A 21218-nucleotide genomic window follows, 5' to 3' on the forward strand; every position below is an offset into this window, starting at 1 on the left:
TTGTCGGGGCTTTTTGCATTCAGTCCAGGCGTTCCGGGTAGGTGATCACCAAAAATGCCACCGCCTCGCTGTCCGCCGGGTTGCGGTAGCGGTGGGGCTGGTCGGCGTAGAACAGGATCGAGTCGCCGGTGGAGAGCAAGTAGCGCTCATCGTTGACGCTGACTTCCAGTACGCCCTGGGCCACCACCAGGTTTTCCTGAATGCCGGGGCCGTGACCGGCTGAAACTTCCTCGCCGAGTGCCCGCAGGCGGATTTCGTAAAATTCCGATTGGCGTGCGGTATCAAAGGGAAACAACGCACGGCTGACGAATGCCCCGTCGGCACTCACCAGGCGTTTGCTCTGTTGCGCCGGCAACACCTCGACGCCTTCAAAGGCACGGTCTTCCAGAAAGGCCGCGACCGATACCTTCAAGCCTTTGGCGATTTTGCACAGCACCTTGATCGACGGCACGCTGCGCCCGGACTCGATCTGCGCCAGCATCGCACGGCTCACGCCGCACGCGCGTGCCAGCCCGTCCAGCGAGAGGTGGCGTTTACTGCGTAAACGTTGCAGGTTCTGCGCCACGCACAGGCTGGTGTCGTCATCCTCAATCGCAGGTTTTGGCAGTGGTTCGGCTGATTCGGGCAGTACCTGTAAAAAATTCATCGGCGTTACGCCCGGCGCGTATCACTGGCGGTTGCGGCCTGGGCGGTGAACACCGCAAGCCCCGCGCGTGCTGCGTACATGGCCCACATCAGCTCAGCCGCTGCGCGCGCCTGGCGGCGTTTACGGTGAAGGGTGAAGTCAATAACGCTGGCGGATGTTTGCATGGGGAAATCTCGTGGGCGACTCAATGGCTCCACAGTAATGCGTGCTGGTTATTTCTTTAAATACTGAGTTTGCATGTGTTAATGCGATTTTGGACTTAGAAAATAATCCCGGTCCGAGGCTGTTGTGGGAAGGGTCTGGTCCGTTAATTAAGCGTGACCTGGTGAGCCTGCCTGGCTTCCCATCACTGTTCGCGTGATGGCCCAGGCTTTGTCACGCCCCCGAATGCCAAGGATTTAACCCATGCTGTTGCGCCAACCCCCACTGCTGTTTGCCGCCCTGACCCTCAGTTCACTGGCGCACGCCGACACCCTGCAACTGGCCCCGGTCGAGGTCTCCAGCAGCGAAGCCAGCGCCGCCGAAGTGGCCCAGGCGCAACTCAAGAGCGTGCCCGGCGGCACCAACTTCATCGATATGAGCAGCGTGCAGCAGGGGCGCGTCAGCACCAACGAAGACGTGTTCAAGTACCAGGCCGGCGTCTACGCCAGGGCGGCAAATAATGAAGGGGTGAAGCTGTCGATCCGCGGTTCGGGCCTGAACCGCAGCCCCGGCTCCCACGCCTCGGGCCTGTATGAAATGCTCGACGGTTTGCCGCTCACCGGCCCCGGCGGCACGCCCTATGAACTCAAGGACCCGCTGTGGCAAAGCCGCGTCGAGGTGCTGCGCGGCGCCAACGGTTTTGACCAGGGCGCCCTGGCCCTGGGTGGCTCGGTCAACTATGTCACGCATACCGGCTATGACGCGCCGAAGTTGCAGGTACGCTACGAAGTGGGCAGTCGCGGTTATGCCCAGCGCGAAATCAGCTCCGGCCAGGTGCTGGGCGACGCCGACTACTACATCAGCCTCACCGACTCCGAATCCGACGGCTACCAGCACCAGAGCGCCGGCACCGGCAAGGGCATCGCGGCCAACTTTGGCTACCGCTTCAACCCGGACCTGGAGACGCGCTTCTATTTTCGCTACCGCGAGACCACCAACGACAGCCCCGGCAAGTTGACGCGCTACCAGATCAGCCACGACCCAACCGCCGCCAACCGCCTCAACGCCGCCCGCGACTCGAAACGCCTGCAGCCGGGCTCGACCTGGATCGCCAACAAGACCACCTTGCAGCTCGACGACGCTTCCCGTGTCGAAGTGGGGCTGGCCTACCACGACTACCCGATGGATTTGCGCGAAGGGCTTAACCGCCTGAAAGTCGCCTACACGGATGTCAGCGGCACCCTGAACTACATCCGCCAGGACAGTTGGTTCGGCCACGACAGTAAAACCACCGTTGGCCTGCGCACCACCCAGGCGATGCCCAACAACGGCGCCTCGGAATATGTGCGCGTGCCTTCGAGCAACCCGGCTACCTATTACGCCCCCGGCACCAAAACCCGCGACTACAGCTACCTGGGTTCCGACACGGTGCTGCATATCGGCAACGAACTGGAACTGGCGCAAGATCTGTGGCTGACCACCGGACTGGCGGCGATCTACACGCGCCGCGAAACCCAGGTCAGCTACCCCGAAGGGCAGGCACCGCTCAGTCAGCATGATTGGGACTATGCGCCGCGCATTGGCCTGCGCTATGACTTCACCCCGCAGTTGCAGGTGTACGGTAACCTCAGCCGTTCGGTCGAGCCGCCGCACGCGTGGTCGATGATCTGGGGTTCCAACAAGTACTTTTCGGGCGGCCCCGCTAACGGACTGGCCCGCGAAGGCGTGAGCTTGCGCAATCAGACCGCCACCACCCTGGAGATCGGTGGGCGCGGTGAGCAATGGTTTGGTCAGTGGGACCTGGCGTTGTACCGCTCCGAAGTGCGTCACGAACTGCTCACGGTGGAAACCCAGGCGCAGACACAGACCAGCAGCGCCGTTGTCGCCGAAGCCAACGCCAGCCCCACCGTGCACCAGGGCGTGGAACTGAGCCTGCTCAGCCCGTTGTGGGACGGCGGTCGCAATGGCCAGGTGGCCTTGCGCCAGGCCTACACCTACAGCGATTTCCACTACCGCGACGACGACCGCTTCGGCGCCAACACCCTGCCGGGCATCCCCAAGCATTACTACCAGGCGCAAGTGCGCTACAGCCACCCCACCGGTTTCTACACCAGCCTCAACACCGAGCACGCTTCACGGGTGGCGGTGGATTACGCCAACTCTTACTACGCGGCGGCGTACACCACGCTGGGCGCCACTTTCGGCTATGACGCGCCGAAACAGGACTGGCAAGCCTGGGTTGATCTGCGCAACCTCACCAATCGGCGTTATGCCAATACCGTCACGCCGGGGTATGACGACAAGGGGGTGGATGTGGCGCGGTCTACGCCGGCCGATGGGCGCGGTATCTATACCGGCGTGTCGTGGAGCTGGCGTTAAGCCAATTTAACTGTCAGCCAGGTCAAACTGTGGGAGCAGGGCTTGTGTGGGGGGCTGGTTTGTGTGGGAGCTGGCAGCATCCATACAGACCAGCTCCCACACAAGCCCGCCCACGATATCCGGTCCACCCGAGTGGCCCTTGCCCCGTCGCCGTTTTACTGGCATTGTTTGCGCAATTGGTAATATTTCCCATTTGAGAAGTTTTTGCGCATGCATGACATTCCGGCCGCGCCGGGCGATTGCGCCCGTCAGCAGACCCTTACGGCGATGTACCGCGAGCACCATGCCTGGTTGCACGGCTGGCTGCGCAAAAAACTCGGCTGTTCCCACTACGCCGCCGACCTGGCCCACGATGCGTTTATCCGCGTGTTGATGCTGGCCGATCCGCAGGCCATCAAGGAACCCCGCGCCTTTCTCGCCACCACTGCCGGGCGCCTGTTGATCGATGGCGCGCGGCGCCGCCGGATCGAAAAGGCCTACCTGCAAGCCCTGCTGGTGCAGTGTGAAGACGCCGGCATGCCCGACCCGGCCGCCATCCACGTGGCGCTGCAAGCCCTGGAGCGTATCGCCGAGATGCTCGCCGGCCTGCCGGCGAAAACCCGTGAAGCCTTCCTGTTAAGCCGCCTGGACGGGCTCACCTACAGTGAGATCGCCACGCGCCTTGAGGTGTCATCCAGCACGGTCAAAAACTACCTGTCCACCGCGCTGGTGCATTGCTACCACAGCCTATACGGGGCGGACCCGTTGCCGTGAACTCCGAACACATCATTCAACAAGCGGCGAATTGGCTGACGCGGCTGCACGACGAAGACGTCAGCGATGCCGAGCGCCACGCTTTCAACACCTGGTGCCAGGCCGACCCGCGTCATGCCGTAGCCATCGAGCGTATGCGCTCGCTATGGGGTGACTTCGATACGTTGCCCGCGCAACCGGCACGCATCGCCCTGAATCGCGCCTTTGCGCCCCAACGTTCGCGCAGGGTGCAGGCCTTGGGTGTGCTCGGCGTATTGCTGTGCGGCTGGGTCGGTGTGCAGCACATGCCGGTGTGGATGGCCGACCAGCGCACGGGCATCGGCGAGCGCCGCCAGGTCGCCCTTGAAGACGGCAGCCAGTTGCAGCTCAACAGCAACTCGGCAGTGGACGTAAAATTCGACGGCCACCAGCGCGTGATCGAACTGCTGCAAGGCGAGCTGTGGGTTGACGTGGCCAAGGACGCGCAACGGCCGTTCGTGGTACGCACCGATCAAGGCACGGCCACGGCCTTGGGCACGCGTTATCTGGTCAAGCGTGCGGCGGACGGCAGCACCGTGGTCACGGTGATCGAGTCCACCGTGGCGGTCCAAGGCGACACGGGCGAGGGCGTCAAGGTCACGGCCGGGCAGCGCGCGATTCTTGATCATGGCCACGCGGGGCCTGCACAGGCGAGCGCCAGCGCCGACCCGGATGCCTGGACCCGTGGCCTGCTCAAGGTCAACGACCAACCGCTGAGTGAGGTGCTGCAAACCCTGGCCAGCTACCGCCACGGCTTGGTGCGCTTCGATGCCCAGGCGTTGAAAAACCTGCGCGTTTCCGGGGTGTTCAAACTCGACGACACGGCGGCGGCGCTCTCGGCGCTGGCCGATAACCTGCCGATTCGGGTGGAGTACTTCACCGACCTGATGGTGGTGGTCACACCGCGCTAGATCAACCTTCGTGCTGGCGCAGGCGCTTGTACAGGGTGTTGCGGCTCACGCCCAGTTCCCGCGCCAGGTGGGAGATATTGCCGCCCGCCGCTTTCAGGCGCTGGGCCAGGTCGCTGCTGTCTTCCACGCTTGTATGGACGGGCAAGGGCGCCGCCACGTTCAGGTCGACGAAGAAATCATCCGGCAGATGCTCCGGTCGCACCGGCTGCTCCTCGGCCATCGCCAGCGCCACCTGCAACACGCTGCTGACCTGGCGCAGGTTGCCCGGCCACGGGTGTTGCTCGAACAAGGCCAACACTTCGGCACTCAGCCCGGCCCATTGAGTCGGCTCACGGTGCTGTTGCCACAACTGCTGGAACAACGCCTGTTTGTCGGTACGCTCGCGCAAGGGCGGCAGTTCCAGGGTCAGGCCGCCGATGCGGTAGTACAAATCCTCACGAAAGCGCCCGGCCTGCACCCAGTCGCGCAGCACGCGGTTGGTGGCCGAGATAATGCGCAAGTCCACCGGGAATAGCTCGCTGCTGCCCACCGGCTGCACGCAGCGCTCCTGCAGCACCCGCAACAAGCGGGCCTGGGTTGGCAGGGGCATATCGCCAATTTCATCCAGAAACAGCGTGCCCTTGTCCGCCTTGCGGATCAGGCCGATGCTGCCTTTCTGGTTGGCACCGGTGAAGGCGCCTTTTTCATAGCCAAACAGCTCGGACTCCACCAGTTCGGCCGGGATCGCTGCACAATTCACCGCAATGAACGCCTGTTTGCTGCGCGAGCTTGCCTGGTGCAGGGCTTTGACGAACACCTCTTTGCCGACGCCCGTCTCGCCGTGAATCAACAACGGAATGTCCTTTTCCAGCAATCGCTCGGCCTGGCGCACGGCCTTTTCCACGCGCACATCGCCAAAATGCAGGGTCTGGATGGTCATCGGCGCAGGTTTGCTGGGTTTGGGCTCAGCAAAGACCCGCGCCTGCACCGGCATTTTCTGCGGCCGCTTCAATAAACACTGGAACCGATTGCGGCCCGCCGCCTGCAACGAAAACGGCAAGCCCTCGGGTTGATTCAACAACTCCAGCAGCGAGACCTTGAACAAACTGTCGATCAGCACCCGCGACAGGCTGATGCCCAGCAAGTTATCGGCGCGGCGGTTGGCCGACAGCACCTGGCCGCTGTCATCAAAAATGATCAAGCCCGCCCACTGGCTGTCGAGGTTGTTCAGGCCGGTGTTGAAGGTCAGTTGAAAATGCTCGCCGCGAAACAGGTTGAGGATCAGCCGGTTCTCGACGGTCTGGCTCATCATCTTGACCATGCCCAAGGTGTGGGAGGGCGGCAGGTAGCTGTCGCTGGACACATCCAGCACCGCAATGATTTCGCGCTGGGCATCGAAGATCGGCGCCGCGGAACCGGTCATGAAGCGGTTGGCCTTGAGGAAGTGTTCATCGTGCTCGATATGCACCGCCTGGGCACAGGCCAGCGCGGTGCCGATGGCATTGGTGCCGCTGGCGCGCTCCATCCAGCTGGCGCCGGCACTGAAACCGCGCGCCAGCTTCGGCTCGATAAAACGCTGGGTGCCCCACGAGGTCAGCACCTGGCCCTGATTGTCGGCCAGCATGATCAGGCAGTTGGAATTGCTGAGGATGTTTTCGTAGTAGGGCAGCACTTCCTGATGGGTGGTCTGCACCAGCGAATGCTGGCTTTCGAGCAACCGGCTGATGCCTTCGGCGGGCAGTTGATCAAAGCTGGGGGTGCTGTGGTGGTCCAGGCCGAAGGCGCGGCAACGGCGCCAGGATTCCTGGATAAGGGTGTCGTGTGCGAGGGGTTCGGCCATGGGGGCGACCTTCTTTTTATTGTTATTGGGCTTGCACAGTCCGGCTGCAGAAACAGGTTCAAAATGTGGGAGCGGCATCGCCCAATGATTGTTGTTCAGAACTGTTCAATGTCAACCCACCCGCTGTTCAGATGTTCAGCGCTGGCTGTTCATTTGTGTTCATGCCTGAACATCCTGTTCGGCCCATTTCCTTACAGATCAAGCACCTGCCACTTCTGGCATGAAACTCGCTGCTACGAATGGCCAGAATCATTCCAATAATAAAAAGGGCGTGTCATGTCATTGACCCTGGAACATGTCTCCCGCGTTGTCGAAGGCCAAACCTGGATCGACGACGCCAACCTGCGTTTTGAAGCCGGTTCCTTCAACGTATTGCTCGGCCGCACGCTGTCCGGCAAGACCAGCCTGATGCGCCTGATGGCCGGGCTGGACAAGCCCGACAGCGGCCGCATCCTGATGAACGGTGTAGATGTCACCCACAAGCCGGTGCGCCTGCGCAACGTGTCGATGGTCTACCAGCAGTTCATCAACTACCCGACCATGACCGTGTTCGAAAACATCGCCTCGCCGTTGCGCCAGGCCGGTGTGTCCAACGAACTGATCCACAGCAAGGTGCTGGAAACCGCGCAGATGCTGCGCATCGAGAAGTTCCTGCAGCGCCACCCGCTGGAGCTGTCTGGTGGCCAGCAGCAACGAACGGCCATGGCCCGCGCCTTGGTCAAAGACGCCGAGCTGATCCTGTTCGATGAGCCGCTGGTGAACCTGGACTACAAACTGCGCGAAGAGCTGCGTCAGGAAATGCGCGAACTGTTCAAGGCGCGCCACACCATTGCCATCTACGCCACCACCGAACCCAACGAGGCGCTGGCCCTCGGTGGCACCACCACCATCCTGCACGAAGGCCGGGTGATCCAGAGCGGCAAGGCTGCCGAGGTGTATCACCAGCCACAGACGGTGCTGGCCGCCGAACTGTTCTCCGAGCCGCCGATCAACCTGATGCCGGGGCGTATCAGCGGCAATGAAGTGAGTTTTGCCAATGTCGTGCACTTCCCGCTGAACGTGGATCTGCGCCCGATTGGCGAAGGCGAGTTCCAGTTTGGCGTGCGCCCCAGCCATATCAGCCTGGTGCCGAGCAACGACGATGACCTGGAACTGGCGGTGACCGTGGAAGTGGCCGAGATCAGCGGCTCGGAAACCTTCCTGCATGTGCGCAGCGAGCACTTTTTGTTGGTGCTGCACTTACCGGGCGTCCATGAGTACGACGTCGACGCGCCGATCCGCGTGTATATCCCCACCCATAAACTCTTTGTGTTCGATGGCCAGGGCCGTTTGGTCCAGGCCCCCGGGCGCCGCGTTGCGAGGGTTGCCTGATGGCCGAGATCCATTTGCAGAACCTCGCGCACAGCTACAGCCCTACGCCCAATGGCCCTGAGGACTACGCCATTCGGGCCATGAACCATGTGTGGGAGCAGGGCGGCGCCTACGCCTTGCTCGGGCCGTCGGGCTGCGGCAAGTCGACATTGCTCAATATCATCTCCGGCTTGCTCAGCCCGTCCGAAGGCCAGGTGTTGTTTGACGCCAAAGTGGTCAACGACCTTACCCCGGAGAAACGCAATATTGCCCAGGTGTTCCAGTTCCCGGTGGTGTACGACACCATGACGGTGTTCGACAACCTGGCGTTTCCTCTGCGAAACCAGGGCATGGCCGAAGCGAAAATTCACAGCAAGGTGCAGGAAATTGCCGAAGTCCTCGACCTGCAAGCCCTGCTGAGCAAAAAAGCCCGCAACCTCACCGCCGATGAAAAGCAAAAAGTTTCCATGGGCCGTGGCCTGGTGCGCGATGACGTGTCGGCGATCCTGTTCGACGAACCGCTGACGGTGATCGACCCGCACCTCAAATGGAAACTGCGCCGCAAGCTCAAGCAGATTCATGAGCAGTTCAATATCACCATGGTCTACGTCACCCACGACCAGCTTGAGGCGTCGACCTTCGCTGACAAAATCGCGGTGATGTATGGCGGGCAGATCGTGCAGTTCGGCACGCCGCGTGAGCTGTTTGAGCGGCCCAGCCACACCTTTGTCGGCTATTTCATCGGCAGCCCCGGGATGAATCTGATCGAGGTGCAGGCCGAAGCCGGTGGCGTGCGCTTTGCCAGTACGTTGCTGCCGTTATCCGAGGCCTTGCAACAGCGCCTGCGCGAGGCGGACTACAAAAAGCTGCAGGTGGGTATCCGCCCGGAATTTATCCACGTGTGGGACGAGTACAACCCTGACGCCCTGCAGGCCGACGTCGTCCATGTGGAAGACCTCGGCACCTACAAGATCATGACCCTCAACCTCGACGGCGCGCCGTTGAAAGTGCGCCTGGCCGAAGACAAACCGGTACCCGAAGGCAAAGCCTCCATCAGTTTTCCCGCGCAATGGTTGATGGTGTACGCCGATGACTACCTGCTGGAGGTGCAGCCATGAACAAGGTGCAGAACAACAAGGCCTGGTGGCTGGTGTTGCCGGTGTTCCTGCTGGTGGCGTTCAGCGCGGTGATCCCGATGATGACCGTGGTCAACTATTCGGTGCAGGACATTTTCGACCAGTCCAGCCGCTACTTTGTCGGTGCCGACTGGTACAAACAGGTGCTGCTCGACCCGCGCCTGCATGATTCCTTGCTGCGCCAGTTCATCTACTCGGCCTGCGTGCTGCTGATCGAAATCCCGCTGGGCATCGCCATCGCGCTGACCATGCCGACCAAGGGCCGCTGGTCGTCACTGGTGTTGATCATCCTGGCGATTCCGCTGCTGATCCCGTGGAACGTGGTCGGCACCATCTGGCAGATTTTTGGCCGCGCCGACATTGGCCTGTTGGGCTCGACGCTTAACGCAATGGGCATCAACTACAACTATGCGGCCAACACCATGGACGCCTGGGTGACGGTGCTGGTGATGGACGTGTGGCACTGGACGTCACTGGTGGCGCTGCTGTGCTACTCGGGGCTGCGTGCGATTCCGGACGTGTACTACCAGGCAGCGCGGATTGATCGCGCATCCGCTTGGGCGGTGTTCCGACATATCCAATTGCCAAAGATGAAAAGCGTGCTGCTGATCGCGGTGATGTTGCGCTTTATGGACAGCTTCATGATCTACACCGAACCCTTCGTGCTGACGGGCGGCGGGCCGGGTAATGCCACCACCTTCCTCAGTCAGACCTTGACCCAAATGGCCGTAGGCCAATTCGACCTGGGCCCGGCGGCAGCGTTTTCCCTGGTGTACTTCCTGATCATCCTGTTGGTGTCCTGGCTGTTCTACACCGCCATGACCCACTCCGACGCCAACCGCTGAGGCCGCCAACATGAGCAAGCGCAAGGTTATCCCGCTGCTGATCTACATCCTGTTTCTGCTGGTGCCGATCTACTGGCTGCTGAACATGTCCTTCAAGAGCAACACCGAAATCCTCGGCGGGCTGACCCTGTTTCCGCAGGACTTTACCCTGGCCAACTACAAGGTGATCTTCACCGACCCGAGTTGGTACACCGGCTACCTCAACTCGCTGTACTACGTGAGCCTGAACACGGTGATCTCCCTGAGCGTGGCGCTGCCGGCGGCCTATGCGTTTTCGCGCTATCGCTTCTTGGGCGACAAGCACCTGTTCTTCTGGCTGCTGACCAACCGTATGGCGCCGCCGGCGGTGTTTTTGCTGCCGTTTTTCCAGCTGTATTCGTCCATCGGGCTGTTCGATACGCACATCGCCGTGGCGCTCGCGCATTGCCTGTTCAACGTGCCGTTGGCGGTGTGGATCCTGGAAGGCTTCATGTCCGGCGTGCCCAAGGAAATCGACGAAACCGCCTACATCGACGGCTACAGTTTTCCCAAGTTTTTCGTGAAGATTTTTATCCCGTTGATTGGCTCCGGTATCGGCGTGACCGCGTTTTTCTGCTTCATGTTTTCCTGGGTCGAACTGCTGCTGGCGCGCACCTTGACCTCGGTTAACGCCAAGCCCATCGCGGCGGTGATGACGCGCACGGTCTCGGCTTCCGGCATTGATTGGGGCGTGCTGGCAGCGGCGGGGGTGTTGACCATCTTGCCGGGCATGCTGGTGATCTGGTTTGTTCGCAACCACGTGGCCAAGGGCTTTGCCCTGGGCCGGGTCTAGAGGGTTCGATGATGGAATGGATGGCCTGGACCACCCCCACCGCACTGTTCTTTGTGGCGATTGGCCTGCTGCTGGCAGGCATGACCACCTGGGAACTGCGTTCGCCGAGTATTCCTCGGCGCGGTTTTTTGCCGATCAGCACCACCCGTGGTGATCGTTTGTTTATCGGTCTTCTCGGCAGCGCCTACCTGCATTTGCTGGTGATCGGCGTTACCGACTGGAGCATCTGGGTGGCGTCTGCGCTATCCCTGGTATGGCTGTTGAGTGTGATGCGTTGGGGCTAGACATGTTCTGTGCAGGCCCGAGCTTGTGTGGCGAGGGAGCTTGCTCCCGCTGGGCTGCGAAGCAGCCCCAAAATGGCAATTCGAGATACATCTGTTGTAACTCGGTGATCGGTTTGGGAGTGCTGCGCACTCCAGCGGGAGCAAGCTCCCTCGCCACAACAAGCGCGTTCCGGCAGAGATTCAGAGGCGCGTGGTGCCCGTAGTCCCGTTTGAAATTAACCAGGAGGTCTCTATGTTGAATAAAAACAATAAGCTGCGACATAGCATTTCATTGGCCGCCGTACTGGCCTTAAGCGGTTTGAGCGCGACGGCCTGGGCCGATGCGTATGAAGATGCCGCAAAAAAATGGATCGGCAGCGAATTCAAACCATCCACCCTCACCGAAGCCCAGCAACTCGAAGAGTTGAAGTGGTTTATCAAGGCGTCGGAACCGTTCCGTGGGATGAAGATCAACGTGGTGTCGGAAACCCTCACCACCCACGAGTACGAATCCAAGGTACTGGCCAAGGCCTTCAGCGAAATCACCGGCATCAAGCTGACCCACGACTTGCTGCAAGAAGGCGACGTGGTCGAGAAGCTGCAAACCCAGATGCAGTCCGACAAGAATATCTATGACGGCTGGGTGAACGATTCCGACTTGATCGGTACGCACTTTCGCTATGGCAAGACCGAATCCATCACCGACCTGATGGCCAACGAAGGCAAGGACTTCACCTCGCCGACCCTGGATATCAAGGATTTTATCGGCATCTCGTTCACCACCGCGCCGGACGGCAAGATCTACCAGTTGCCCGACCAGCAGTTCGCCAACCTCTACTGGTTCCGCGCCGATTGGTTTGAACGTGCGGACCTCAAAGCCAAGTTCAAGGAAAAGTACGGCTACGAGCTGGGTGTACCGGTGAATTGGTCGGCCTATGAAGACATTGCCAAATTCTTCAGCGAAGACGTCAAGGAAATCGACGGCAAACGCATCTATGGGCACATGGACTACGGCAAAAAAGACCCGTCCCTGGGCTGGCGCTTCACCGATGCCTGGTTCTCCATGGCTGGCGGCGGCGACAAGGGCCTGCCCAACGGCTTGCCGGTGGACGAGTGGGGCATTCGCGTGGAGGACTGCCACCCGGTGGGTTCCAGCGTCACCCGTGGCGGCGACACCAATGGCCCGGCCGCGGTGTTTGCCACGCAAAAGTACGTGGACTGGATGAAAGCCTACGCGCCACCGGAAGCGGCGGGCATGACCTTCTCCGAATCCGGCCCGGTACCGTCCCAGGGCAACATCGCCCAGCAGATCTTCTGGTACACCGCGTTTACGGCCGACATGACCAAGCCGGGCCTGCCGGTGGTGAATGCCGACGGCACGCCGAAATGGCGCATGGCGCCGTCGCCGGTCGGGCCGTATTGGGAAAAGGGCATGAAGAAAGGCTATCAGGACGTGGGTTCCTGGACCTTCCTCAAGTCGACGCCCGAGAAGCAGAAACTCGCGGCCTGGCTGTACGCGCAGTTCGTGACCTCGAAAACCGTATCGCTGAAGAAAACCATCGTTGGCCTGACGCCGATTCGTGAGTCCGACATCAACTCCCAGGCCATGACCGACATGGCGCCGAAACTTGGCGGGCTGGTGGAGTTCTACCGCAGCCCGGCGCGGGTGGAATGGACGCCGACCGGCACCAACGTGCCCGACTACCCACGCCTGGCGCAGCTGTGGTGGAGCAATATCGCCGCAGCGGCCAGCGGCGAGAAAACCCCGCAACAGGCGCTGGACAACCTGGCCAAGGAACAGGACGCGATCATGACGCGCCTGGAGCGCTCCAAGGTGCAGCCGGTGTGCGGCCCGAAAATGAACCCGGAGCGGGATGCGCAATACTGGTTTGACCAGCCGGGTGCGCCGAAGCCCAAGCTGGCGAATGAGAAGCCTAAAGGCGAGACCGTGGCTTATGGTGATCTGTTGAAACAGTGGGAGGCGGCGCGTAAATAACCCATAGGCCGAAACACTGTACCTGTGGCGAGGGAGCTTGCTCCCGCTGGCCTGCGTAGCAGGCCCATTTTTGGGGCCGCTGCGCAGCCCAGCGGGAGCAAGCTCCCTCGCCACAAGGGCAGGTAAACACTAGGTTAGGCGGCCTGCGGCTGAACCTGCAACTGCCCATCCACATCCTTGACCAACCCACTGGCCAAAAACAGCGGCGCCACACGCTTGTGCAACTGCGGTTCGACAAACTCTTTCACCGTCCCCAGCACCAACGCACCACTGAGCGGCAGCTCGGCCTTGGTGTAGGACAACCACGCCTTCTTCAACACCATCAACACATCACTGCCCGCCGTTGAGGCGAAGCGTCGGTGCGTGGGTTTGCCGTCAAAGCTGAAGGTGTGCTGGAACGCGTAGCCGGTTTCGTCGCCGTTGGCGGCGGTGCAGCGCACGCAGGTGCACGGGCCATCGCCGAATGCGCTGCGCAGGTAAGCGTTGAAGTCCACCACGGGCTTGAGTGACAGGCGCTTATCGACCTCGAACAGATCCCCAGTCATTTTATCGTCAGTGTTCAACGGCTATTTCCTCGCAGGTTGGCAGGTGTATTTCAAAGCGCGGCACAATAACAGCCATACGGCATTTTGGGGATGATTAGCATAACAATAGATCCCGATATTCTTTTCCAGTCTTAAAATTCGTCGCTAGGCTCTATCACCTTCTCGAAAACGCGGCAGATTCCCATGACTTTCAAGCGTTCCTCCCTGACCCTGTTGGCCGCGTCCCTGGCGGCCGCGAGTGCCTTGCTCAGCCCCGGCGCCCAGGCCGAAGGCAAGATCAGCATTGCCCAGCAATTCGGTATCGGCTACCTGATCCTCGACGTGGTGCGCGACCAGCACCTGATCGAAAAGCACGGCAAGGAGCAGGGCCTGGATATCCAGGTGGAATGGAACAGCATTTCCGGCGCCACCGCCATGAATGAATCGCTGCTGGCGGGTGCCCTGGATGTGGTCTCGGCCGGTGTGCCGCCGATGCTCACGCTGTGGGACCGCACCAAGGGCAAGCAGAACGTCAAGGCCATCGCCTCGCTGGGGTCGATGCCCAATTACCTGCTGACCAATAACCCCAACGTGAAGACCCTGCAGGACTTCACCGAGAAAGACCGCATCGCTGTGCCGGCCGCCGGCGTGGGTTTCCAGTCGCGGACCTTGCAGATCGAGACCGCCAAGCTGTTCGGCGATGCCAATTTCAAGAAGTTCGACGACATCTCCATCAGCCTGGCCCATCCGGATGCCACGGCGGCATTGATTGCCGGTGGTTCGGAGATCAACTCACACTTCTCCAGCCCGCCGTTTCAGTATCAGGAATTGTTGAACCCCAACGTGCATAAGGTGCTCAGTTCCTACGACATTCTTGGCGGGCAGGCGTCGTTCAACGTGCTCTACACCACGCAGAAATTTCACGATGACAACCCCAAGACCTACAAGGCGTTTTATGACGCGCTGGCGGAGGCCGAGAAGATCATCAAGGCTGACAAGCCTGCGGCCGCCAAGACGTATATTCGCGTAGAGGAATCCAAACTGCCGTTGGATCTGGTGGAGAAAATTGTTCAGGATCCGGAAATTGACTTCACCATCGTGCCGCAGCGTACGTTTATCTATGCGCAGAAGTTGCAGGAATTGGGCGTGTTGAAGAACAAGGCGGCGAGCTGGAAGGATTACTTCTTTGAAGAGGCCCATGGTGGTGATGGCAGCTAAGCGCCTTTTTTGAATTGAAATACAGTCAAAGTGTGGGAGCGGGCTTGCTCGCGAATGCGGTGTGTCAGTCGACAGATTCATTGGCTGGTTCACCGTATTCGCGAGCAAGCCCGCTCCCACAATTGGATCTCCTACTCATGTTATGTCAGCGGAAGAATTCGCCCGGTGTAGACTCAAACTGCTGCCGAAACGCATTGATAAACGCCGACGTCGACTCATACCCACACCCCAGCGCCACATCCGTCACCCGCTCGCCTTGCTCCAGCGCGGGCAGGGCGCTCAGCAAGCGCAGGCGCTGACGCCAGGCGCGAAAGGTCAGCCCGGTATCCCTCAAAAACAACCGGCTCAGGGTCTTTTCACTGACCCCAAGCTTCTGGCTCCAGTCACCCAGGGTGGTCTGCTGCTCCGGGTGCAGGTTCAGGCTGCGGTAAATCTGCCGCAGCCGTGGGTCATGGGGCAACGGCAGCATCAAATCCACTTGGGGGGCGGCCGCAAGCTGGTCGAGCACCACCTGGGCCAGTCGCCCGTCCGGCCCGTCTACGGCATATTCCACCGGCAACTCGCTGAAACTGCGGATCAACTCGCGCAACAAACTACTCACCTCCAGCACCTGGCAACGCTCGGCCGCCCAGGCGGTGACGCTGCAATCGAGGTACAGGCTGCGCATTTCCGTGTGCGGTGAGCTGAACACCCGGTGCGGCACGCCCGCCGGAATCCACACGGCACGCTGGGGCGGGGCGACGAAACGGCCGACACTGGTCTGGATCTCCAGCACACCCGAAATCGCATACGACAGCTGCACCCACGGGTGGCTGTGCCGGCGGGTCAGCGCGCGGTTGGGCAGCGATTCGGTGCGCCCATACACCGGGCGTGGCAGGCTGGAAAGCCCGGGCACACTGCGTCGAACCGTCTTCTCATGTCCTTTAGGCGGCATTTACTGGCTCATTGGCGTTAGTCGGTAACTAGCCGTTACGTTAGAGTCGCAGCGATGCTCTTGGCAACCCCTGGAAGATTTGCTTATGACCCGCCCGCGTTTTCTACCCGACAACTTCACCCTGACCCTGATCGCCACGGTGATCCTTGCGTCACTGCTGCCCGCCAGCGGCCAGACCGCCGTGGCCTTCGGCTGGGTGACTAACCTGGCCATCGCGCTGCTGTTTTTCCTGCACGGCGCCAAGCTGTCACGCCAGGCCATCGTCGCCGGTGCCGGGCACTGGCGCCTGCATTTGCTGGTGTTCAGCCTGACCTTTGTGCTGTTCCCGTTGCTGGGCCTGGCGCTCAAGCCGCTGCTGTCGCCGCTGATCGGCAATGACCTGTACATGGGCATGCTGTATCTGTGTGCGCTGCCGGCCACGGTGCAATCGGCGATTGCCTTCACCTCGCTGGCGCGCGGCAACATCCCGGCAGCCATCTGCAGCGCGGCGGCTTCCAGCCTGTTCGGCATCTTCCTCACGCCGTTGCTGGTGACTTTGCTGCTTAACGTGCATGGCGATGGCGGCTCCACGGTCGACGCCATCCTGAAAATCAGCGTGCAACTGTTGCTGCCCTTTGTGGCGGGCCAAATCGCCCGCCGCTGGATTGGCGAGTGGGTGGGGCGTAACAAGTCCTGGCTGAAGTTCGTCGACCAGGGCTCGATTCTGCTGGTGGTGTATGGCGCGTTCAGCGAAGCGGTCAACGAAGGCATCTGGCACCAGATCCCGCTGTGGGAGCTGGGCGGTCTGGTCGTCGCCTGCTGCGTGTTGCTGGCCTTGGTGCTGGTGGCGTCCACCGTGCTGGGCAAGGCGTTTGGCTTCAGCCAGGAAGACCGCATTACCATCCTGTTTTGTGGCTCGAAGAAAAGCCTGGCCACCGGCGTACCGATGGCCCAGGTGCTGTTCGCCGGGGCGACCATGGGCGTGCTGATTTTGCCGTTGATGCTGTTTCACCAGATCCAGTTGATGGTCTGTGCGGCGTTGGCGCAGCGCTATGCCAGGCGCCCGGAAAGCATCCCCGAGATGATGGGTCAGGTCGATCCGTGATCCAGCGCACACCTTGGCGCGATTGACCTCAAGTTAACGCCCGAGCGGACGACTTCCTTATTGAGAGCCCAATAAGGAGTGTCGGCATGAACGTTAAAGGTATTTCGCTGTTTACCGGCCTGCTTTGCCTATGGGCGGGCGCCTGTGGTGCCGCGCAGACCATAGGGCAGGGCACCATTCAGTTTCGCGGCGCCATCGTCGAACCTGGCTGTGCGACAAATGCGCGCAGTGGCGCGGTGATGGAGCTGACCGGGTGTGCCAGTTCCAATCGCGGCAGTCGCTTGGAGGTGCGCAATATGGCGCCAGTGGCCAGCGTCAACGCCGCCCATGTAAAGCTGGTGGCAGACAGCGGCGACGGGCGTTATTACAACCAGCGTTACCTGCTGGTGGACGCCGCCGGCAAGCCGATCCAGTCGGGCAACTACGTGATTACCATGACCTCGCCCTAAGCCGTCGGGCGACGATCCGCGTCAACAGCGGGCCAAGAAACCTATAGAATGCTCGGCGGCGGCGCTGTTCTGCGCAGCCGTTGAATCATCGCCAGAGTATCTCGCCCGCCAATGAGCATTTCAGCCGCCACCCCCCAAGCCAATTGGCAACCGGTCATCGCCTTGGCGCTGGCCGCCTTTGTGTTCAATACCACCGAATTCGTGCCCGTGGGGCTGCTCAGCGCCATCGGTGCGAGCTTCGACATGCCCATCGCCAGCGTCGGCCTGATGCTCACCATCTATGCCTGGATCGTCTCGTTGACCTCGCTGCCGGTGATGCTGCTGACGCGTAACGTCGAGCGGCGCAAGTTGCTGATCGTGCTGTTCGGCCTGTTTATCGCCAGCCATATCCTCTCCAGCGTCGCCAACAGTTTCGGCCTGCTGATGGTCAGTCGCATCGGCATCGCGTTGTCCCACGCGCTGTTCTGGTCGATTACCGCGTCCCTGGCCGTGCGCCTGGCGCCGGAAGGCAAGCAGGTGCAAGCCCTTGGGTTATTGGCCACCGGCACATCCCTTGCGATGGTGTTGGGCATTCCCCTGGGCCGCCTGCTCGGCGAAGCCATGGGCTGGCGCACCACCTTCCTGGTGATCGCCGCGTTCGCTGCCGCCCTGGTGTTCTGGCTGGCGCGCACCCTGCCGCCGCTGCCGAGCCAGAACTCCGGCTCGCTGCGCAGCCTGCCGTTGCTGTTCAAACGCCCGGCACTGGTGGCGCTTTACGTGCTCACTGCCATGACCGTCACCGCGCAATTCACCGCCTACAGCTACATCGAACCCTTCGTCGAAGGCGTGGCCGGTTTGGGCGGTAGCGCCGTGACCCTGATTTTGCTGGTGTTCGGCGGCGCCGGTATCATCGGCTCGCTGCTGTTCAGCCTGGTGCACCGTTTCAATCCGCATATTTTCGTGGTCAGCGCGGTGTTCCTGCTCGCGGCCTGCTTGACCCTGATGCTGCCCTTGAGCGGCGCCGAGTCGTACCTGGTGGTACTGAGCATTTTCTGGGGCATGGCCATCATGGGCTTCGGCCTGGCGATGCAATCGAAGGTGCTGGTGCTGGCACCGGACGCCACCGACGTGGCCATGGCAATGTTCTCCGGCATCTACAACATCGGCATCGGCGGCGGCGCCCTGATGGGCAGCTGGGTCGGCAGCCACTTCGGTTTCGCCTGGATCGGCGTGGCGGGCGGGGCGTTGGCGGCAGTGGCGTTGATCGGGTATTGCCTGGCGATTCGCAAGTTTGGGACGGGTGTGGTGCGTAACTGAGGAGTAACGATTGATGATCAAACCTGCTGTTTTCGCGATGCTTGCCAGTGTGTCTGCGCTGTTGCTCAGCCCTTCGAGCGTTGCCGCCAGTTTCGACTGCGCCAAGGCTCGGGCACCTGACGAAATTACCATCTGCAAAAACGTCAGCCTCAACGACCAGGACGTCACCATGGCGTTGCTCTACGACCTGAACAAGCACTTCATGGCCATGGGCGGGCGCGGTTCGTTGATGGACGGGCAGGCCGAGTGGCTCAAGCGGCGGCATGCCTGCGGGGCGAAATTCAGTTGCCTGAGCACTGCTTATACGCAGCGGATCGGCATGTTGCGCGCGTTCATTGATGAGCGGGTGATGACGAAAGGGCCGTTTTGAGCCAGCAATCCTAGGCAAAAAAGCAACCTGCGGGAGCGGGCTTGTTGTGGCGAGCAGGCTTTTCTGTGGGAGCTGGCTTGCCTGCGATAGCCTCAACTCGGTGTACCTGACACACCGAGGAGCCTGCATCGCAGCGGTGCGACGATTCGACAAGCCAGCTCCCACATTTGACCGCATGCGGTTTTAGACCCTTACAACGCAGCCAGCACCGCCTCCAACTTCTCCTGATCCCGCGCAAACTGGCGAATGCCTTCGGCGAGTTTCTCGGTGGCCATCGCATCTTCATTCGACGCCCAACGGAACTGAACTTCGGTCAATGGCTGGCGCGCTTCGCCTTCTGCGCCCGGCGCCAATTTGCGTTGCAGCACGCCGTTATCGTCAGCCAGTTTTTGCAGCAGGTCAGGGCTGATGGTCAGGCGGTCGCAACCGGCCAGTTCTTCGATCTGGCTCAAGGTGCGGAAGCTGGCGCCCATCACCACGGTGTCGATTTTATTGGCCTTGTAGTAGTTGTAGATACGCGTCACCGACTGCACGCCCGGGTCTTCGGCACCGGTGTAGTCCAGGCCGGTGTTTTTGCGGTACCAGTCGTAGATGCGGCCCACGAACGGCGAGATCAAAAACACCCCGGCATCGGCGCAGGCCTGGGCCTGGGCGAAGGAAAACAACAGGGTAAGGTTGGTCTGGATGCCGGCTTTTTCCAGGCGCTCGGCGGTGCGGATGCCTTCCCAGGTGGAGGCCAGCTTGATCAGTACGCGGTCGCGGCCGACACCGGCCTGGTCATACAGGGCGATCAGCTGGTTGGCCTTGGCCCACAACGCGTCTTCGTCGAACGACAAGCGTGCGTCGACTTCAGTGGAAATACGCCCCGGAATCACCTTGAGAATGCCCGCGCCCACCGACACCGCAAAGTGGTCGCAGGCCAGGTCCACATTGCCTTTGGACAGGCTCACGGCATTGCGCAGCAGCTCGGCGTATTCCGGGATGGCGGCAGCCTTGAGCAGCAGCGACGGGTTGGTGGTGGCATCCACCGGGCGCAGGCGGCTGATGGCTTCCAGGTCGCCGGTGTCGCAGACCACGGTGGTGAATTGCTTGAGTTGTTCGAGCTTGGACGTCATGAGCGGCGGTCTCCAGGAAAGAGGCAAGGGCACCTGTTGTACCACTTCCAGGGCACCTTGTTTACCGCGCCGGGCGCTTTAAGGCTTCCAGGTATCCACATCCTTGGCGTCCACCGCCTTGGGCAACAACCCCGCCTTGAAGAACGCATCCGCAATCTTCTGCTGCTCACCCAACTGCTCCACCGTCACCGGCTGCACCTGATAACTGCGGTGCGCATTGGCTGCTTGCACCGTGGCCACATCCAGGTTGCCCCACAGCGGGCCCAGCACTTTGGCCGCGTCCTGCGGGTGGGTTTTCACCCACTGGCCGGCTTTTTCCAATTGCTCATACACCACCTTCAAGACCTCGGGGTGCGCCTTGGCGTACGGCGTGCCGGTCAGGTAGTAGCGCTTGTAGCTGGCAAGGCCTGCACCATCGGCCAGCGTGCGTGTCGGCAATTGTCGTTGCACGCTGGTGAGGAAGGGTTCCCAGGTAACCCAGGCATCCACCTTGTTGTTTTCGAACGCCGCGCGACCATCGGCGGGCGACAGATAAGCCGGTTCGATATCGGAGAACGCCAGGCCGGCTTTAGCAAGGGCAGCGATCAACAGATAGTGGGTGCCGGCCGCTTTGGTCACGGCGATTTTCTTGCCTTTCAAATCCGCCAACTGCTGGATCGGCGAGTCCTTGCGCACCACGATGGCCTGGGCCGATGGCGAGGGCGCTTCCTGGGCGAAGTAGGTGAGTTTGGCCTGCGCCGCCTGGGCGAAGATCGGCACGGTGTCGGCCACGTCGGCGCTGATGTCCACGTTGCCCACATTCAGCGCTTCAAGCAGCGGCAGTCCGCTGGGGAATTCGTGCCAGCTCACGTCAATATTGTCGGCCTTGAGGGCTTTTTCCAGGGTGCCCTGGGTTTTCAGCAAGGTGATCAGGGTTGAGGATTTCTGGTAACCGATGCGCACGGTTTCCTGGGCCGCGGCACTTACCGCGACGGAGAAAGCCAATAACCCGATAACCACGGCGAGGGGACGACGAATAGACATGGCGCGCTCGTTCTTCAGCGAAATAGCGCCAAGCTTAAAGTTATGAAAAGCATTCGATAAATACTCTTTCGATCTGAGCTTAGGGCGCTTTTTGCAGCGTCCGACCAATCGGGCATAACCATAGAGTTATATGATTC

21 protein-coding genes are annotated in these 21218 nt (G+C 61.0%); 14 read left to right on the top strand and 7 right to left on the bottom strand.

What is annotated here, in order from left to right:
* Positions 1-19: 19 nt before the first annotated feature.
* Both PSH96_RS11280 and PSH96_RS11285 read right to left on the bottom strand, forming a co-directional pair.
* Positions 20-646 carry a helix-turn-helix domain-containing protein gene (locus PSH96_RS11280; RefSeq protein WP_056857934.1) on the bottom strand — a complete coding sequence of 209 codons (627 nt, stop codon included), beginning with the start codon at positions 644-646 and terminating at the stop codon, positions 20-22.
* A 5-nt stretch (positions 647-651) separates the two neighbouring features.
* Positions 652-810, bottom strand: coding sequence for a hypothetical protein (locus PSH96_RS11285; protein ID WP_183144543.1), 159 nt, complete (start codon positions 808-810; stop codon positions 652-654).
* A gap of 241 nt (positions 811-1051) precedes the next feature.
* Here PSH96_RS11285 and PSH96_RS11290 point away from each other — a divergent pair, with 241 nt between their 5' ends.
* From PSH96_RS11290 to PSH96_RS11300, 3 genes are all read left to right on the top strand, one after another.
* Entirely contained in the window at positions 1052-3166 is a 2115-nt protein-coding gene (locus tag PSH96_RS11290) for a TonB-dependent receptor domain-containing protein (protein ID WP_305459269.1), read from the top strand.
* 210 nt (positions 3167-3376) lie between these two features.
* Positions 3377-3919, top strand: coding sequence for a sigma-70 family RNA polymerase sigma factor (locus PSH96_RS11295; RefSeq protein WP_065930239.1), 543 nt, complete (start codon positions 3377-3379; stop codon positions 3917-3919).
* Positions 3916-4848, top strand: coding sequence for a FecR family protein (locus PSH96_RS11300; protein ID WP_305459271.1), 933 nt, complete (start codon positions 3916-3918; stop codon positions 4846-4848). Before PSH96_RS11295 ends, PSH96_RS11300 begins: the two co-directional genes overlap by 4 nt.
* Before the next feature lies 1 nt (position 4849).
* On the opposite strand, the gene PSH96_RS11305 is transcribed toward PSH96_RS11300, so the two are convergent.
* The gene (locus PSH96_RS11305) at positions 4850-6667 is read right to left on the bottom strand and encodes a sigma-54-dependent Fis family transcriptional regulator (protein ID WP_305459273.1); all 1818 of its coding nucleotides are present in this window, start codon (positions 6665-6667) and stop codon (positions 4850-4852) included.
* A 276-nt stretch (positions 6668-6943) separates the two neighbouring features.
* Here PSH96_RS11305 and PSH96_RS11310 point away from each other — a divergent pair, with 276 nt between their 5' ends.
* From PSH96_RS11310 to PSH96_RS11335, 6 genes are all read left to right on the top strand, one after another.
* Complete coding sequence (locus PSH96_RS11310; RefSeq protein WP_305459275.1) at positions 6944-8038, top strand: ABC transporter ATP-binding protein; 1095 nt, start codon at positions 6944-6946, stop codon at positions 8036-8038.
* Positions 8038-9135, top strand: a complete 1098-nt coding sequence (locus tag PSH96_RS11315; RefSeq protein WP_177032265.1) for an ABC transporter ATP-binding protein — start codon at positions 8038-8040, stop codon at positions 9133-9135. The genes PSH96_RS11310 and PSH96_RS11315 overlap by 1 nt, the downstream gene beginning before the upstream one ends.
* A complete protein-coding gene (locus tag PSH96_RS11320) occupies positions 9132-9998 on the top strand; it encodes a carbohydrate ABC transporter permease (RefSeq protein WP_017137728.1) in 867 nt (288 codons plus the stop codon). The genes PSH96_RS11315 and PSH96_RS11320 overlap by 4 nt, the downstream gene beginning before the upstream one ends.
* Positions 9999-10008: 10 nt before the next feature.
* Positions 10009-10809, top strand: a complete 801-nt coding sequence (locus PSH96_RS11325; RefSeq protein ID WP_003174634.1) for a carbohydrate ABC transporter permease — start codon at positions 10009-10011, stop codon at positions 10807-10809.
* 11 nt (positions 10810-10820) lie between these two features.
* Positions 10821-11093, top strand: coding sequence for a DUF2160 domain-containing protein (locus PSH96_RS11330; RefSeq protein WP_305460043.1), 273 nt, complete (start codon positions 10821-10823; stop codon positions 11091-11093).
* Between the two features lie 232 nt (positions 11094-11325).
* Positions 11326-13068 (top strand): ABC transporter substrate-binding protein, encoded by a 1743-nt coding sequence (locus PSH96_RS11335; protein ID WP_065930235.1) that lies wholly within the window; start codon positions 11326-11328, stop codon positions 13066-13068.
* 134 nt (positions 13069-13202) lie between these two features.
* Here the strand turns inward: PSH96_RS11335 and PSH96_RS11340 are convergent, their stop codons facing one another.
* A complete protein-coding gene (locus tag PSH96_RS11340) occupies positions 13203-13631 on the bottom strand; it encodes a hypothetical protein (RefSeq protein WP_305459277.1) in 429 nt (142 codons plus the stop codon).
* A gap of 165 nt (positions 13632-13796) precedes the next feature.
* Between PSH96_RS11340 and PSH96_RS11345 the strand changes: the two genes are divergently transcribed.
* The gene (locus PSH96_RS11345) at positions 13797-14810 is read left to right on the top strand and encodes an ABC transporter substrate-binding protein (protein ID WP_065930233.1); all 1014 of its coding nucleotides are present in this window, start codon (positions 13797-13799) and stop codon (positions 14808-14810) included.
* Positions 14811-14955: 145 nt separating this feature from the next.
* On the opposite strand, the gene PSH96_RS11350 is transcribed toward PSH96_RS11345, so the two are convergent.
* Entirely contained in the window at positions 14956-15744 is a 789-nt protein-coding gene (locus tag PSH96_RS11350) for a helix-turn-helix domain-containing protein (protein ID WP_305459279.1), read from the bottom strand.
* Positions 15745-15829: 85 nt separating this feature from the next.
* On the opposite strand from PSH96_RS11350, the gene PSH96_RS11355 reads away from it, so the two are divergent.
* From PSH96_RS11355 to PSH96_RS11370, 4 genes are all read left to right on the top strand, one after another.
* A complete protein-coding gene (locus tag PSH96_RS11355; protein ID WP_056857922.1) occupies positions 15830-16828 on the top strand; it encodes a bile acid:sodium symporter family protein in 999 nt (332 codons plus the stop codon).
* 86 nt (positions 16829-16914) lie between these two features.
* Positions 16915-17277: a type 1 fimbrial protein gene (locus tag PSH96_RS11360; RefSeq protein WP_305459281.1), complete on the top strand. Its 363-nt coding sequence runs from the start codon at positions 16915-16917 to the stop codon at positions 17275-17277.
* A 111-nt stretch (positions 17278-17388) separates the two neighbouring features.
* On the top strand, positions 17389-18573 hold the full coding sequence (locus PSH96_RS11365; protein ID WP_305459284.1) for a sugar transporter: 1185 nt from the start codon (positions 17389-17391) through the stop codon (positions 18571-18573).
* Positions 18574-18586: 13 nt separating this feature from the next.
* The gene (locus PSH96_RS11370; RefSeq protein ID WP_305459286.1) at positions 18587-18943 is read left to right on the top strand and encodes a lysozyme inhibitor LprI family protein; all 357 of its coding nucleotides are present in this window, start codon (positions 18587-18589) and stop codon (positions 18941-18943) included.
* 191 nt (positions 18944-19134) lie between these two features.
* On the opposite strand, the gene tal is transcribed toward PSH96_RS11370, so the two are convergent.
* Complete coding sequence (tal, locus tag PSH96_RS11375) at positions 19135-20058, bottom strand: transaldolase (protein ID WP_305459287.1); 924 nt, start codon at positions 20056-20058, stop codon at positions 19135-19137.
* Between the two features lie 78 nt (positions 20059-20136).
* Positions 20137-21081 (bottom strand): aliphatic sulfonate ABC transporter substrate-binding protein, encoded by a 945-nt coding sequence (locus PSH96_RS11380; protein ID WP_305459289.1) that lies wholly within the window; start codon positions 21079-21081, stop codon positions 20137-20139.
* Positions 21082-21218: the final 137 nt, after the last annotated feature.

Source organism: Pseudomonas sp. FP2338 (assembly GCF_030687515.1).
GTDB lineage: Bacteria > Pseudomonadota > Gammaproteobacteria > Pseudomonadales > Pseudomonadaceae > Aquipseudomonas > Aquipseudomonas salomonii.

Excerpts from the sequence above, each read along its gene's own strand:
- PSH96_RS11280 (WP_056857934.1), bottom strand. The coding sequence starts at position 646 with ATGAATTTTTTACAGGTACTGCCCGAATCAGCCGAACCACTGCCAAAA.
- PSH96_RS11285 (WP_183144543.1), bottom strand. The coding sequence starts at position 810 with ATGCAAACATCCGCCAGCGTTATTGACTTCACCCTTCACCGTAAACGC.
- PSH96_RS11290 (WP_305459269.1), top strand. The coding sequence starts at position 1,052 with ATGCTGTTGCGCCAACCCCCACTGCTGTTTGCCGCCCTGACCCTCAGT.
- PSH96_RS11295 (WP_065930239.1), top strand. The coding sequence starts at position 3,377 with ATGCATGACATTCCGGCCGCGCCGGGCGATTGCGCCCGTCAGCAGACC.
- PSH96_RS11305 (WP_305459273.1), bottom strand. The coding sequence starts at position 6,667 with ATGGCCGAACCCCTCGCACACGACACCCTTATCCAGGAATCCTGGCGC.
- PSH96_RS11310 (WP_305459275.1), top strand. The coding sequence starts at position 6,944 with ATGTCATTGACCCTGGAACATGTCTCCCGCGTTGTCGAAGGCCAAACC.
- PSH96_RS11315 (WP_177032265.1), top strand. The coding sequence starts at position 8,038 with ATGGCCGAGATCCATTTGCAGAACCTCGCGCACAGCTACAGCCCTACG.
- PSH96_RS11320 (WP_017137728.1), top strand. The coding sequence starts at position 9,132 with ATGAACAAGGTGCAGAACAACAAGGCCTGGTGGCTGGTGTTGCCGGTG.
- PSH96_RS11325 (WP_003174634.1), top strand. The coding sequence starts at position 10,009 with ATGAGCAAGCGCAAGGTTATCCCGCTGCTGATCTACATCCTGTTTCTG.
- PSH96_RS11330 (WP_305460043.1), top strand. The coding sequence starts at position 10,821 with ATGGAATGGATGGCCTGGACCACCCCCACCGCACTGTTCTTTGTGGCG.
- PSH96_RS11335 (WP_065930235.1), top strand. The coding sequence starts at position 11,326 with ATGTTGAATAAAAACAATAAGCTGCGACATAGCATTTCATTGGCCGCC.
- PSH96_RS11345 (WP_065930233.1), top strand. The coding sequence starts at position 13,797 with ATGACTTTCAAGCGTTCCTCCCTGACCCTGTTGGCCGCGTCCCTGGCG.
- PSH96_RS11350 (WP_305459279.1), bottom strand. The coding sequence starts at position 15,744 with ATGCCGCCTAAAGGACATGAGAAGACGGTTCGACGCAGTGTGCCCGGG.
- PSH96_RS11355 (WP_056857922.1), top strand. The coding sequence starts at position 15,830 with ATGACCCGCCCGCGTTTTCTACCCGACAACTTCACCCTGACCCTGATC.
- PSH96_RS11360 (WP_305459281.1), top strand. The coding sequence starts at position 16,915 with ATGAACGTTAAAGGTATTTCGCTGTTTACCGGCCTGCTTTGCCTATGG.
- PSH96_RS11365 (WP_305459284.1), top strand. The coding sequence starts at position 17,389 with ATGAGCATTTCAGCCGCCACCCCCCAAGCCAATTGGCAACCGGTCATC.
- PSH96_RS11370 (WP_305459286.1), top strand. The coding sequence starts at position 18,587 with ATGATCAAACCTGCTGTTTTCGCGATGCTTGCCAGTGTGTCTGCGCTG.
- tal (WP_305459287.1), bottom strand. The coding sequence starts at position 20,058 with ATGACGTCCAAGCTCGAACAACTCAAGCAATTCACCACCGTGGTCTGC.
- PSH96_RS11380 (WP_305459289.1), bottom strand. The coding sequence starts at position 21,081 with ATGTCTATTCGTCGTCCCCTCGCCGTGGTTATCGGGTTATTGGCTTTC.